Origin of the sequence: Bacillus sp. 41-22, assembly GCF_025809295.1 — a bacterium.
Lineage (GTDB): Bacteria > Bacillota > Bacilli > Bacillales > Bacillaceae_G > Bacillus_A > Bacillus_A mycoides.
In genome coordinates, this window is record NZ_CP084035.1 from 3,805,582 (window position 1) to 3,819,987 (window position 14,406).

Here is a 14,406-nt window from a genome sequence, read left to right on the forward strand (position 1 = left end):
AGCTTGTTCCAATATATGCTTGTACTTATTTAATTAGAACTTCTTCCCTATTACCATTATGGCTTTTCTGCTTCTTGCTGCGGTTCAAGTGGTGGTACGAGTGTTACACCTAATTCTGTACCAGGTTGCAACAATGTCCCTTCCGCTACACTTTGCTCAGTTACATATCCTGTACCAGAAGGTTTTAAGTTAAGCTTTAATGTTTTTGCTAAATTCATAACATCACGCAGTGCCCATCCCTGTATATTTGGCATTGTAGGTTTATCTCCTACTAAGAAGACTCGATCACCCTTTAATGTTTGTTCAGTTGCTTTTGGCACTTGCTGCTGCACTTTACCTTCACCTAATACGATTGGACGAAGTTTTGCTTTATCAATTGTTTTTTTCGCTTCTTCCATCGTTTTTCCGGTTACATCTGGAACGACAGTTTGTTGTTCTTTCACATATTTTTTCGGGTCTTTTACTTCATTCGGCTTAATCTTTAAGTACTCTAAGCTATTTTTCGTTACATATTTAAAGATATCAGCTAAAGGCTTAGCCCCGTTTTCATCATCTTTTAATTTTGGTTGTTTAACTGCCACATACACAACAAGTTGCGGATCGTCCATCGGTGCCATACCTAAGAATGAGAATATATAATTCTCTCTTCCCGTCATATAGCCACCTTTCCCGTCAGGAATTTGTGCTGTACCTGTTTTCCCCCCAACTGAGTACCCATCAATTTTATATGCAGTTCCTGTTCCTTTCGGTGATGTAACAACACGTTCTAGTAATTGCCTTACTTGCGCTGCTGTATCTTTGGAAACAGGTTTCCCTACTTCTTTTGGTTTATGCTCTAGCTGTACTTTACCTGTTATTGGATCCACAATTTTATCAATTGTATAAGGTTTCATCATTTTCCCATCATTTGCAATCGCTGTTGCAGCTTGTACAAGTTGAATTGGTGTAACTGTAGAACCTTGTCCAAACGCTGTTGTTACTTGTTGTATTTGTTGATCAAATAAAATTGTATTTGACCCTTCACTAGGTAAATCAATGTTTGTTTTTTCATCTAATCCAAAATTATGAATATATTTCCGGAAACGATCTGGACCAAGTTTTTGATCACCTAAAATTGCAAACGCTACGTTTGAAGAGCGCTCTACCCCTTCATCAAAAGTAATAGAACCCCATCCAGCGCCGCCGTTGTGATCTTTTATTTTGCGATTACCAACTTGATATGTACCAGACTGATAAAAGTCTTGTCCATTGTATACACCTTCATTAATGGCCGCCGCTAATGTGAAAATCTTCATTGTTGATCCCGGTTCAAATGCATTTGCAATTGCATCGTTATAATAATAATCCATCTTTCCCTGGTTCGGATCATAACCAGGTTTACTAGACATCGCTAATATTTTCCCCGTCTTTGGATCCGCAACAATTCCAATTAAATTTTCTGGTTCATAATGTTTACTCGCTTCTTTCATTGCGTCTTCTAAATAACTTTGAATACGTTGGTCAAGCGTTAAATACACATTATCTCCATTTTTAGGTGCCTTTACATTCACTTTCCCACCGTCAAGAGATACTCCTTTACGGTCCCCTGTATAAGCTACCTCACCATTAGAAGCACCTAAATACTTATCCAAACTCTTTTCTAAGCCAAATTGACCTACTGCGATTCCATTCTCATCAGGGCTGGCATGCCCTATGACGTAAGATGCGAAATCACCGTTTGGATACACTCTCGCATTTTCGGTGATAAAAGAGATTCCTGGCAATTTCAACGCTTCTATTTGTTCTTTCTTTTCTTTCGTCAAGCCCCTACCTAATGTTCCAAATTCCACTTGACTTCTATCTTTATTTAAAGCGGCTAAGATCGCATCTTCGCCCGTTCCGAGTACTCCAGCGATTTTCTTTGCAGTATCCTCTTTATCCTCAACAGGCCTAGCACCTTTTAATTCCGCTACCATTTTATAGGAATTTGCGTCTTGTGCTAGCACATGACCATTTTGGTCATAAATTGTTCCTCGATTCGCTTCGAGAACTCCTTTTTTACTATGTTTCTGTTCAGCAAGTTTCTTCAAATCATGATTGTCCACTGTTCCTGTTGCTTGTATGTAAAAAAATCGGGCTAATAACAGCAAAAAGAGCAGGAGGAAAAATATCATAAAATAACCTGCTCCCTTATTGGTATGAAATTTGGTCATATTTCTCTTCATCTTTTCTTCACACCTATTTGCCTTACTTTAGGCCTTTCACATTATTCGCATTAATTTCTAGCCCGTGTTTTTTTGCAACTTCAGCGATACGTTCATAACGACTTAACTTTTCTACTTCAGCCTGCAATTCTTGATTTTCCTTTTGTTTTTTCACAATTTGTTCTTCTATCGTCGCTGCTTCTACATTAACTTGATATAGACCCGCTTTATTCCCAATAAAAGCTACACAAGCATATAATAAAAATCCAATAAACGTTACGTACAATAGCTTTTCAATTCTTGTAATTTTCGTTTTAACTTTTGGCTTAACCATCTGCTGTGGCGGCGCTTGAATTTGTACCTCTTCTTGCGCCTGTTGTTTATACTTTACAGCTAAATTAGTCATACCTCTCTCTCCTTTTTATCGTTTTTCAGCGATTCTCAACTTCGCAGAACGCGCTCGATTATTTTCTTCTAATTCAATGTCAGAAGGTAAAATCGGTTTCCTTGTAATAAGCTTTAATTTCGGCTTAAATTCATCCGGAATAATCGGTAGTCCCTGTGGTAATTGCGGCGTTGTGCTATTTCGCTTAAACGTCGTTTTACAAATACGATCTTCTAAAGAATGGAATGTTATAACACTAACTCTTCCACCAGGCTTGACCATATCAATTGCAGATTCCAACGCTTCTTCAAATACTTTTAATTCATCATTTACAGCAATACGAATCGCTTGAAATACTCGCTTCGCAGGATGTCCACCTGTTCTACGTGCCGGAGCTGGAATACCTTCTTTAATTAATTCCACTAATTCTCCTGTCGTTTCAATAGCCTTATTCTCGCGATAAGCTTCAATTTTCCTTGTTATTTGCTTTGAAAATTTTTCTTCTCCGTATTGGAAGAAAATTCTTACGAGTTGTTCATATGACCAGCTGTTCACAACATCATATGCTGTTAATGGGGCATCTTGATCCATCCGCATATCTAACGGTGCATCATGATGATAACTAAAGCCACGCTCTGGTGTATCTAATTGTGGGGATGAAACACCTAAATCGAATAAAATCCCGTCTACTTCTGTGATACCTAATTCATGTAGTTTTTCAGATAAATAACGGAAGTTGCTCTTCACTGTTACAAATTGTTCACCATAAGAAGAAAATTTTTCCTTCGCATTTTGAATCGCTATTTCATCTTGATCAAATGCTATTAACTTTCCACCATCTGTTAGCTGAGATAATAAATAAGAACTATGTCCTCCTCCACCCAGTGTACAATCTACATATGTACCACTCGGTTTTATATCTAAGCCATCTACTGTTTCTTTCAAAAGTACTGTTACGTGTTTGAACATTGCTGCACCTACTCTTTTTCCAATTAATTATGTTAAATACATTTCTCACTCTACAAACACAATTTACTACTAGAGGATGAAATGCTACTAAAGAACGACTCATTTAACTTCCAACAAGGTAGTACGCTATACAAATCGCTATTTTATTTTATTATATACTAAATTTTATCATTTTTTGCGGGAATTTAAACAAAAACCTGTCGAAAAAGATATTAATCCGTTTACATTTTGTGCTATTTTGTCATATATATATACCTGATACATAGCGATTCATTACATTAACATAAGATGGATAATTCAGAAATATTTCACTTCACAGTTAATTCAACAGAATAAAAATAAAATCCTGCTCAAAAGAGCAAGATTCTATAGTTTTATTACATGATGTTTTCCATCCCACGAAAAAGATTGTTCCATTACCCGGTCAACAAAATCAAGGCCGAACTGATTTAAATAATAACACACATTCCACACACGTTCTTGCGGTGCTCCTAATGGACGAAGCGCGAATTGTAAACGGCGGAATTTATTCAGTTGAACCTCATGTTTCTTCTCAACATTTCTTTTCAACATTTTTTCTAACAGTTCAATTTGCTCATTAATTTTCAGTTCATTTTTCCCCGCAAACTCATTTAACCCTGGATCTATTTTTTTCACGAATTGTTGTAATGATGTATGAATATCCATTATTTCTTTTTTCGCTTCTATAAATCGCTCGTCTATCGGTTCCTCTATTTGATTAGAAAGCCAATTGTCACGCAGATTATCTATATTATTTAGAAATGGATCAATTTCTTGCAAATCTAAATCATATAAATCTGTCGCTATATCTCGCTCCATATAAGTAATTGTAAGCCGCGGAACAACAGGTGGCATTTGGAAACCTGCCGTATGAAACACTTGTTGCAATTCACTCCAATAAGCTAACTCCCCTGGACCGCCAATAAACGCTAACGTAGGAAACACATATTCTTGCATAAGAGGGCGCGTTACAACATTATTACTAAAACGTTCTGGACTTCTTTCCATCTCTTCCATCAATTCTTCATACGAAAATGAATGCACTCCATCTTTTCCAATAAACTTCCCTTGATTCTCTTCAAGCAATACTCGCTCATTATCAATTTCCATAAATATATGCACTGCATTTGTCTTCGTTTCAATAATCGGTTTAAATCCTAATTCCTTAAGTACTTCCTGTTGATTACGAAGCCCTACTTGAATTTCTTTATATTTACTTATAATGTGTTGTAAAAACGGCACTTCTAATTTTCTTAATGCAGGATGATGTGAATCTACAAGAATTAAACCAGAATTTGCGAACATTTTCGTAATAAGGTGCGCAAAGAAATCTACATATGTATGCGATTTACCTAAAGCATCATCAACAAATTGTAATACATCCTTTGTAAAATTCGTTTCCGGATATGTTTTAAAAATCTCTTCGACCCATTTTCTACAGTCTTCAATAGAAAACTCAGACTCAGAAGCACTCGCCTTTTTCGGATAACGATCATGAAAAATGGTCTTTTTTATTTTTTTATTTTTCGTTACAAATGTATGATTAATTTCATCCATATCATGGTCTTCACCAGCAATCCAAAAGACAGGAACAACCCGAACCCCTAAGCTCTCTTCTTTTTCTTTTGCAAGCTGTAAAATTGAAATGATCTTATGAACTGTATAAAGCGGACCAGTTAATAACCCAGCTTGTTGTCCAGCTATAACTACATATGTATTTTCATCTTCAAGCGCTTTTATATTTTGAATTGTAAATTCTCCCGCTTGCAATTGTGTATTATATTCTAATAAATGCGTTACTAAATCTTGACGGAAAAACTCTCTCTCACGTAAATCATGTAAACGCTGTTTAAAAGCATCCTCTGTTAACAGATAATCAAAACATGACTGTATCTCTTTTTTACCGTTCATATAGTCCGCTACAACACCTTGTAGTGGAACAGAGATTTCTTTTATCTCCATATAATTCTTCCTTTCGTATCCTGTTCTCTCACCAACCCACATTGTATTCAATGTTTCACGTAAAAGCAAAGAAAAACACTTATAATTCCATTCCTTTTATTGCATTGAACAAAAATCGAAGTGTCGGAACAGATTGTTGTTGTTCCTTAGCTTCTTCTAATACATATCCAACAATCGCGTTAACTTCCGTTTGTCTATTCGCTCTTACGTCTGCTAACATAGATGAAATATTATGGGATGTTTTTTCACATACTTGGCATACCATTTTCCATAGCATTTCCTTATCTTCTTCTTTAACAAGAAATGCAACTTCCTGAAATACTTGCTCCATCATTTGATAAAAAAGCGGGTTTGAAATTAACTCCCCGTTCTCAACCCGCAATAATGCCGTCAACGGATTAATACATACATTGACTACTAATTTATTACGCATAATCCCCTTCCAATCATCTTCTATCTGAATCGGAAAATAATCAAAAGGAAAACAATTAAATACCTTTTTAAAACAACTAGATTGACCACGCACTACACCAAACTTTGTAACACCTATTCCAGTATGACGAACTGTATGTCCATCCTCTTTTTTTGCACCATGCTCCACAATCCCGACTGCTATACGTTCATTTCCTATTTTTTGCATAACGTGAAGATGTGACATTCCATTTTGCAAAAAGATTAATGACGATTCTCCCTGCACAAAAGGTAATATATCAGTTACATGATATTGCTTTACAGCAATAAATGTATAATCTAACTGTTTATCCAGCATACTTTCTATCGGTAAAATAGATGGAAATACCGTTTCACGTTCTCCATTCCTAATACAAGTTACACCCGTTAAGTTTAATTCTTCTGCTTGCTTATCGTTTCTTGTAAACAACGTAACATCTTGATTACTTTTTTGTAAATAAAATGTATATAGGAGACCAATAGCTCCCGGTCCAACAATTCCAATTTTCATCTTCACACAAAGAACTCATATTAACAAGTGATATAAGTTCCCTTGCCTTTCCCCCTTTATATCTTATTAAATTACAATTACATAGTTGAGGATTCAATTATCTTTTAACAAATGCAACCTCTTCTTTCACTACGTATATACTACCTATATACATAGTTCTATTCTTAGTTTAGCAAATCCTCAAAAAAATAATGAAAGAAATATTCTATCTTCTTCATAAAAATTTAAAAATGAGTTATAATATTATTATAAATATTTTAACTTTTCTGCATTCAACAAGATAAGAAAAGGACGTGATGTAATGGGATTCCCAAAAGTTGAACGCTTGCTCATCAATTATAAAACATTAGATGAATTTAAAAAATTTAAAGGGTGCGGAGCTCAAGAACTATCCATGTTGGAAGAATTACAAGCAAACATTATTGAAAATGATAGTGAGTCTCCATTTTACGGGATTTATTATGGTGGATCGCTAATCGCACGTATGAGTCTATATATGAAAAGGAACGGTGGAGAACCATTTGAAATTACAGGTACTTACCTAGAACTTTATAAACTTGAAGTATTGCCGACTTTTCAAAAACAAGGATTCGGACAAATGCTTGTTAATTATGCGAAACAACTACAATTCCCAATTAAAACGATAGCACGTATCCAGTCATCTGGTTTTTGGGATAAATTAAGTTTCCAGCCAGTATCAGTAACTGATGGTGATTTTTATATTTGGCATCCAGAAACAAATTCGAATGCGATTACAAACGAAGAATCTGCATAAGAAACAAAAAAAACAGCTGTTACGCAGCTGTTTTTATTTCTTTAATTTTTCTAATTCTCCATTCGAGCGAGCGCCATTTCTTTCCGCTACCATTACACTTCTTTTTTGATCGATATAATCAAGTAATGTTCTATATTCTTCCTCATATACTGATAATCGCTCCAGAAGACGTTCTTTCTCTGTTTGTAACGATTCAATTTGTTGTTGCAACACCATTAAAGAGCTTTCATCTTTATAATTTCGCAAGAATTCAATAACATCATTCAATGTAATTGATGTAGGCTCTACTACCTTTGTCTCTTTCACTTCATAATTTTCTACTTTACGAAGTTGCTTTGCTTCTTCAATACGTTCTTTGTATTGCTTTCTAACATAAGAGTTCCATCTAAATCCACATGCTGCTGGTGTGCGAGACAAATGTCTCCCCACTTCTTTAAAGGCAGAAAGTTGCGTTCCACCTTCTTGAATATGCCGGAGTACTACTTCTGCCAGAAGCAAATCTTCATCATCAGTCCAAGCATCTTGTCTTGTTGTCGCCATCTCTCTAGTCCTCCCTATGCATTTTTTATTAAGCATATGCAGTTACTAGAAAAGATAGAATACAACAAATAAAGAATAAGACAAAAAAAATAAACGTAGAAGATATCTTCTACGTTTATTTTCCCGCAATTACTTGCTGATTACTTCTTTACCTTTGTAAGTACCGCATGCTTTACATACACGGTGAGCTAATTTCGCTTCACCACAGCTTGGGCACTCTACCATACCAGGTACTGATAATTTGAAATGCGTACGACGCTTTCTTTTTACTGTTTTAGAAGTTCTTCTAAAAGGTACAGCCATTCTTCCCACCTCCTTAAAAGAAATAGTTATTTTCATATGAAGGCCTAAACCAGTCTTCCGATTATTTGTCAAAAAACTTTGCAAGTCCTGCTAATCGTGGATCAACAGTCTTTTCTTTGTTTTCTTCCGAAATCACTTGCCAGTCTTGACCTTGCATCGGTGCTCCACCAGAAACATCATCACTGAAAATTTGCATTGGAATCTCCAAAAGTATATTTTCCTTGATTACGGGCAGTAAGTCAAGTACTTCTCCTTCTAAACAATGAATTTCAGCTTCTGTTTCAAATTCTTCTTCCGAAGTTTGGAACACCTCAGTTGTTTTAATGTCAAATGGTAATGTCACATCTACTAAAGAGCGAGAACATGGTAAAACCATGCTTCCAGTTATATGTAGATGAAACGTAAACTTACCGGAGCCAAAATCAACTCTTCCTGTTACATGAGCAGGATTAATTTCACGAATATCTTTCTCGACCTCTTTTAGTTCACTTACATCTACCATTTCATTTAATGTCAATCCTTTATTTCTCAATTTATTCAATTGATGGATGGACCATTTCATATCATATCACCTCAAGGCAACAAACAAAATTATAGCTAGCCATTTTATATTTGTCAATGTTTTTTCTTTACACTATAATGAAGTCATCATAGGAAATAATATATAGACTATCACGTTTTCCAAAAAGATGCTACATCGAAAGGAGAGATTACCATAAAATCCAGTGGTATTGTTGTTGAATATAACCCTTTTCATAACGGTCATGCTTATCATGTGCAACAAACAAAAAAGTTAACACAGTCTGATATTATTATCGCCGTTATGAGTGGTCCTTTTTTGCAGCGTGGTGAGCCCGCACTCATCTCCAAATGGTATCGTACCAAAATGGCCTTAACAAACGGCGTAGACCTCGTTGTAGAGCTTCCATATGCATTCGCAACACAAAAGGCCGAAACTTTCGCAAATGGCGCAATTTCGATTTTAAACGCCCTTGGTGTTTCTGAAATTTGTTTCGGTAGTGAAGATGGACAAGCTGAAAATTTCTACAATACCATCGCTATACAAAAAAATGAAGAAGAGACTTTTAATCGTCTTGTGAAGCGATTTATGAATGCAGGTAATAGTTATGCCAAAGCTACATCTGAAGCCTTTCTACACATCTTACCACCCGAAAAAAACGTAGATATGTCACAACCAAATAACATTTTAGGCTTACAGTACATTAAAGCAATTCTCTTACAAAACAGTTCGATGCAAGCACAAACTATAAAAAGATTCGCCTCTCATTATCATGATGAAACATTTCACGATCAACATATTGCAAGTGCAACAAGTATTCGCAAACAGCTATTTAATGAAAACAGTTCCTCTACAACTATTGAGCCTTTTATCCCGAAAATGACTGCTTCTCTTTTAGAAAACTACAAGCAAAACTACGGGACGTTACATAACTGGGAAAAATACTTTTCATTTTTTAAATACAAACTTATGACGATGTCTTCAGAGGACTTACAACATATATATGAAATGGAAGAAGGTTTAGAGCATCGTATTTTATCAAAAATACAAAACAGTTCATCTTTCTATTCATTCATGGAAGCATTAAAAACAAAACGTTATACATGGACTAGATTGCAAAGAGCTTGTACACATATTTTAACAAATACAACGAAGGAAGAAATACACAAAGCAAATATAGAGCAACATGCGCCGTATATCCGTCTTCTCGGAATGTCACAAAAAGGACAAACTTATCTTTCTAGAAATAAGAAAAAAATAGAACTCCCAATCCTTACTCATACAAAAACATTCGAACATCCAACTTTAGACATAGAACGAAAATCAAATGCTGTATATTTCTCCATAATGCAAGAACCTTTGCGGACACAACTGCTAAAACAAGACGCAACGCATCATCCAATTCGTTATGATGAAATAACGAAAAAATTCCTATAAGAAAAACCTCTCTTCTTCAGAGAGGTTTACTTTGTTTTACCCATTTTTTCCAAATAAGTTAATGCATCATCCAGTGTGTCCACCGGTACAATTTTCATCTTCGTTTTAATATCTTTCGCAGCTTCAAGAGCATCTTTATAATTCGATTTCTCTACACCTTTTTCATTTGGCGCAAAAAACACTTCAGCTCCCGCATCACTAGCAGCTACTACTTTTTGCTGAATACCACCAATTGGACCAATTTCTCCTTTATCATTGATTGTACCTGTTCCAGCTATTTCATGTCCGTTTGTTAAATCTTCTTCAACGAGCTGATTATAAATTTCTAGTGTAAACATTAACCCCGCTGATGGACCGCCTATTTCATGGGAATCGATTTTCACTTTCGGATCTACTACTAACTCTCTTTCTGTAACGATAGAGACCCCTATACCGACGCGTCCATTCCCATTAGGGATCGTCTTTACATTTAAATTTTCTTTAAACTGTTTTCCGCCCCGCTTGTATTCAATATTTACTGTGTCCCCTTCTTTTTTCCCTGTCATATACTCAATAAATTGTTCCGTCTTGTCGAATATTTTTCCATCGACAGCTATAATAACATCTCCAAGCTTAAGCTTTCCCTCTGACGGCATACCCTTTGCTACACCAGCAACCAGTACACCTTTATTTTCAAAAGAAACAGAGCGATTTGCACGTTTATAAGCATTATAGATTGCTGCATTTTGCGAATCTTTCATTGCATAATTTTGGCGAAATTGATATTCTTCATCACTCTCGCCTTTTTGCAATATTTCTTCCGCCTTCGAAACGTGTGTATATTTATTAAATTGCGCGGCTATTAAGTTCACCACATTAGCAGGTCCCATTGAGACAGTGACAAGCATGAAATCGCCAGACTCTTTAGTTCCACCGTCAACTTGCACGTACGGCGCTAATTTCGCGGCCATACCTGGTTTTGTCACATAATACGGCAAGCGCACATAAACAAGTAGCATCGCCAATATAACCCCTATTAAAATTGCATATATAAACCGAAAACGCTTAAACATTATGTTTCTCCTTCCACTGCTCAATTAGTAAATAAATGTTTGAAATATGTTTTTCCGCTTCCACTTCTCCGACCCTAATAATGTCTTCAATATGTGTAAAAGCACGCGAACTAAATTGTTCCACTGCTGGCCGCATCATTAAATCTGATGCTATTTGCCGATTCATCACAAGTTCATGTTGCATAATTTCAATACTTTGCATAATTACATCATAAATCGATGTAACCTCTCCATTCACCTTAATTGGAGATACATCAACAGCAATAACAATATCAGCACCTAAATCTTTTACAACCGATACTGGAATACGGTCAATTACCCCTCCATCCACTAATAAGCGGCCATCTATTTTTTCTGGAACAAACACCCCTGGTACAGATATACTAGCTCGAACCGCCTCCGCAATCGGACCACTTGTAAAAACAACTTTCTCCCCCTTCAAAATGTCAGTAGCCACAACAGCTGTCGGGATATCTAACTCTTCTAAATTTTTATTATATGTAAACATTTTAATCATATCTTTAATACGTTTTCCAGCAATAAATCCCATTTTAGGAACTGTAAAATCCAAATAATATTTCCTTTTGAAAACAGCTGCCAATTTATACAGTCTTTCAACGTTACAACTCGCTGCATAAAATGTACCAATTAATGCCCCTATACTACTACCTGCTATCATGTGAATAGGGATGCCAGCTTCCCTCAACACTTTTATTACCCCTATGTGAGCAAAACCTTTTGCACCTCCGGATCCAAGCGCTAAACCGATTTTTGGTTCCTTCATTTTTCTCACCCTTTAATTTTTTTCATTCCTTTTTCATACTTATGGTCTAAATTCACCACATATCCACGTATACTGAAATGAACGTTTTTGGGACAAAGGGGGATTTTCTTACATGTACGAAAAATGGAAAACTGCTTTTCTTACCATATCAATGTTGTTTTTAACCTTTTCTCTTGTACTTCACCCCCAAGATGCTTTGCAAGCTTCAATTCGCGGGTTAAATATATGGTGGGAAGTTGTATTCCCTTCACTACTACCGTTTTTCATCATTGCGGAACTTCTAATCAGTATTGGTATTGTAAAATTTATCGGTGTTATATTAGAACCACTAATGCGTCCACTGTTTCGTGTTCCAGGGGTAGGCGGATTTGTTTGGGCAATGGGAATGGCTTCAGGATTCCCCGCTGGCGCCAAATTAAGCGCTAGACTACGCAAGAGCAATCAACTAACACAAATTGAAGCGGAACGACTCGTATCTTTCACAAATTCTTCTAATCCACTTTTTATTTTCGGAGCGGTTTCTATTGGTTTTTTCAATAATCCGAAATTAGGACTCGTATTAGCAGCAGCACATTATATAAGTAACTTTATCGTCGGATTACTTATGCGCTTTTATGGTAATAACGATACTTACATAAAAGACAAACATACGAATCAAAAGCGTGCCTTTCAAAACCCTTTTTCCATCCTCCACCAAACACGTATGCAAGAAAAAAGACCAATCGGAAAACTACTCGGTGACGCTATCGTTTCTTCTATTCAAACATTGCTCATGATTGGTGGGTTTATTATTTTATTCTCTGTTTTAAATAAAATGATTACTGTTTTCAAAATTACAGAAGCGCTTTCTTTTATTATGCAACATATTTTATCATTCTTCCAACTTACATCCCAATTTAGTATTCCGATATTATCCGGTATTTTTGAAATGACGCTTGGAAGCCAAATGATTAGTCAAATTAATGAATCAACACTTCTTCAACAAGCGATGGTAACAAGCTTCATTTTAGCATTTAGCGGTCTTTCTATTCAGGCACAAGTAGCAAGCATATTAGCGGAGACAGATATCCGCTTTAAACCATATTTTTTAGCTCGAATTATCCAAAGTATTCTCGCTCCTATTTTCACTTTTATATTTTGGGGACCATTTTATGAAAAAGTTCATTCTTTCTCGCCTACGCAAGAAGATCTTCCCGTATTTTTATTGAATCATTCTTATACACTAACTGATATTTGGACATCATTTATACACTACGGACCAATCTTCACCTTATTTTGTTTATATTTGTATGTCATCTTATTGTTTTTACGCATTCATAAAGAAAAACCCCGTTCACTTTAACGGGGTTTTAAACTTTTCTTTTAAAGCACGCTCTACAATCGGAGGAACAAGGTCTACTACACTCCCACCATATCTCGCAACTTCTTTCACAATACTTGAACTTAAAAATGAATATTGATTATTTGTCATAATGAAGAAAGTTTCGATATTTTCGTCTAATTTTCGATTCATTGAAGTAATTTGCATCTCATATTCAAAATCAGAAACTGCTCGCAAACCACGTAATATTGCATTTGCATTACGCATTTTTGCATATTCCACCAATAATCCACTATGTGAATCAACTTTTACATTCGGAATATCCTTTGTCGCCTCTCGAATTAACTCTAGGCGTTCTTCTACCGAAAAGAATGGTTTTTTTGATGAATTGTTTAAAACAACTACATATACTTCATCAAATACTTTTGCTCCCCTTTTAATAATATCCAAATGTCCAAGGGTAATTGGATCAAAACTCCCTGAAGAAATAGCTATACTTGTCATTCTGTCCCCTCACCTTCATACTTATAAATCGAAATTGCTGTAATCCCGTAGTTTTCTGCCCGTACTTTTACAAGCTCTCCTATAGAATCAGGTAAAACCACGTCATCCCCATGCTCTGCCATAATGATGCCATCTTTATTTAACAATCCATGTTGATCCATTACACTAACTAAAGACACAATTTTTTGAGCTTTATATGGAGGGTCTATTAGTATAAGATCGAATGATATTTCACGCTTTATAAGCGCCTTTACCGCACGCTCTGCATCATTTCGGTACACTTCAGCTTGTTCTTGTAGTCTACAGCTTTCTAAATTTTGATGAATGACTTTTATCGCTTTACTATCTCGGTCAACAAAAATCGCTTTATCAATCCCTCTACTTATGGCCTCAATTCCAAGACCACCGCTACCACCAAATAAATCAAGAGCGATACCACCATCATAATAAGGACCTATCATATTAAAAATAGATTCTTTCACTTTATCTGTCGTTGGACGCGTTGTATTACCAGGTACCGCTTTAAGTGGGTGCCCTTTACATTTTCCTGAAACTACTCTCATCTGTTGTCACTACCTTTATTTCAATCTATAGAGCGATTACAGCAAATTCATTTCAATTCGGTAACCGCTACCGATTCATACTATTTCATACATTTTTTCATTAATCTGTTATTTAACTAATTGAAA

The 14,406-nt window shown here is 35.7% G+C and carries 15 protein-coding genes; 3 read left to right on the forward strand and 12 right to left on the reverse strand.

Annotated elements, in window-relative coordinates; genetic code table 11:
• Positions 1-56 precede the first annotated feature (56 nt).
• From LCF45_RS19295 to panE, 5 genes are all read right to left on the reverse strand, one after another.
• Complete coding sequence (locus LCF45_RS19295; protein ID WP_003190911.1) at positions 57-2,153, reverse strand: penicillin-binding protein; 2,097 nt, start codon at positions 2,151-2,153, stop codon at positions 57-59.
• Positions 2,154-2,226: 73 nt separating this feature from the next.
• Positions 2,227-2,589, reverse strand: coding sequence for a cell division protein FtsL (ftsL, locus tag LCF45_RS19300; protein ID WP_002014745.1), 363 nt, complete (start codon positions 2,587-2,589; stop codon positions 2,227-2,229).
• Between the two features lie 15 nt (positions 2,590-2,604).
• On the reverse strand, positions 2,605-3,537 hold the full coding sequence (gene rsmH, locus LCF45_RS19305; RefSeq protein WP_002014746.1) for a 16S rRNA (cytosine(1402)-N(4))-methyltransferase RsmH: 933 nt from the start codon (positions 3,535-3,537) through the stop codon (positions 2,605-2,607).
• Between the two features lie 366 nt (positions 3,538-3,903).
• Positions 3,904-5,520, reverse strand: a complete 1,617-nt coding sequence (bshC, locus tag LCF45_RS19310; RefSeq protein WP_263893216.1) for a bacillithiol biosynthesis cysteine-adding enzyme BshC — start codon at positions 5,518-5,520, stop codon at positions 3,904-3,906.
• A gap of 79 nt (positions 5,521-5,599) precedes the next feature.
• Positions 5,600-6,487 carry a 2-dehydropantoate 2-reductase gene (panE, locus tag LCF45_RS19315; RefSeq protein WP_078177801.1) on the reverse strand — a complete coding sequence of 296 codons (888 nt, stop codon included), beginning with the start codon at positions 6,485-6,487 and terminating at the stop codon, positions 5,600-5,602.
• Positions 6,488-6,782: 295 nt separating this feature from the next.
• Here panE and LCF45_RS19320 point away from each other — a divergent pair, with 295 nt between their 5' ends.
• On the forward strand, positions 6,783-7,256 hold the full coding sequence (locus LCF45_RS19320) for an N-acetyltransferase (protein ID WP_002014751.1): 474 nt from the start codon (positions 6,783-6,785) through the stop codon (positions 7,254-7,256).
• A 33-nt stretch (positions 7,257-7,289) separates the two neighbouring features.
• Here LCF45_RS19320 and LCF45_RS19325 read toward each other — a convergent pair whose 3' ends face one another.
• The 3 genes from LCF45_RS19325 to LCF45_RS19335 form a co-directional block, all read right to left on the reverse strand.
• Positions 7,290-7,796, reverse strand: coding sequence for an RsfA family transcriptional regulator (locus LCF45_RS19325; RefSeq protein ID WP_002185042.1), 507 nt, complete (start codon positions 7,794-7,796; stop codon positions 7,290-7,292).
• Between the two features lie 129 nt (positions 7,797-7,925).
• Positions 7,926-8,099: a 50S ribosomal protein L32 gene (gene rpmF / locus LCF45_RS19330; RefSeq protein WP_001984764.1), complete on the reverse strand. Its 174-nt coding sequence runs from the start codon at positions 8,097-8,099 to the stop codon at positions 7,926-7,928.
• Positions 8,100-8,160: 61 nt separating this feature from the next.
• Positions 8,161-8,661: a YceD family protein gene (locus LCF45_RS19335; RefSeq protein ID WP_002014753.1), complete on the reverse strand. Its 501-nt coding sequence runs from the start codon at positions 8,659-8,661 to the stop codon at positions 8,161-8,163.
• Between the two features lie 153 nt (positions 8,662-8,814).
• On the opposite strand from LCF45_RS19335, the gene LCF45_RS19340 reads away from it, so the two are divergent.
• A complete protein-coding gene (locus LCF45_RS19340; protein WP_175491553.1) occupies positions 8,815-10,056 on the forward strand; it encodes a nucleotidyltransferase in 1,242 nt (413 codons plus the stop codon).
• Between the two features lie 26 nt (positions 10,057-10,082).
• Here the strand turns inward: LCF45_RS19340 and LCF45_RS19345 are convergent, their stop codons facing one another.
• A complete protein-coding gene (locus LCF45_RS19345; RefSeq protein WP_002088283.1) occupies positions 10,083-11,108 on the reverse strand; it encodes a SepM family pheromone-processing serine protease in 1,026 nt (341 codons plus the stop codon).
• Positions 11,101-11,892, reverse strand: a complete 792-nt coding sequence (locus LCF45_RS19350; protein WP_002088284.1) for a patatin-like phospholipase family protein — start codon at positions 11,890-11,892, stop codon at positions 11,101-11,103. Before LCF45_RS19350 ends, LCF45_RS19345 begins: the two co-directional genes overlap by 8 nt.
• 112 nt (positions 11,893-12,004) lie before the next feature.
• Between LCF45_RS19350 and ylbJ the strand changes: the two genes are divergently transcribed.
• Positions 12,005-13,234, forward strand: a complete 1,230-nt coding sequence (gene ylbJ / locus LCF45_RS19355; protein WP_002033736.1) for a sporulation integral membrane protein YlbJ — start codon at positions 12,005-12,007, stop codon at positions 13,232-13,234.
• Here ylbJ and coaD read toward each other — a convergent pair.
• Both coaD and rsmD read right to left on the reverse strand, forming a co-directional pair.
• On the reverse strand, positions 13,226-13,717 hold the full coding sequence (coaD, locus tag LCF45_RS19360) for a pantetheine-phosphate adenylyltransferase (RefSeq protein WP_002128865.1): 492 nt from the start codon (positions 13,715-13,717) through the stop codon (positions 13,226-13,228). The genes ylbJ and coaD overlap by 9 nt on opposite strands.
• Positions 13,714-14,280 (reverse strand): 16S rRNA (guanine(966)-N(2))-methyltransferase RsmD, encoded by a 567-nt coding sequence (gene rsmD / locus LCF45_RS19365; protein WP_001266992.1) that lies wholly within the window; start codon positions 14,278-14,280, stop codon positions 13,714-13,716. Before rsmD ends, coaD begins: the two co-directional genes overlap by 4 nt.
• Between the last annotated feature and the right edge of the window lie 126 nt (positions 14,281-14,406).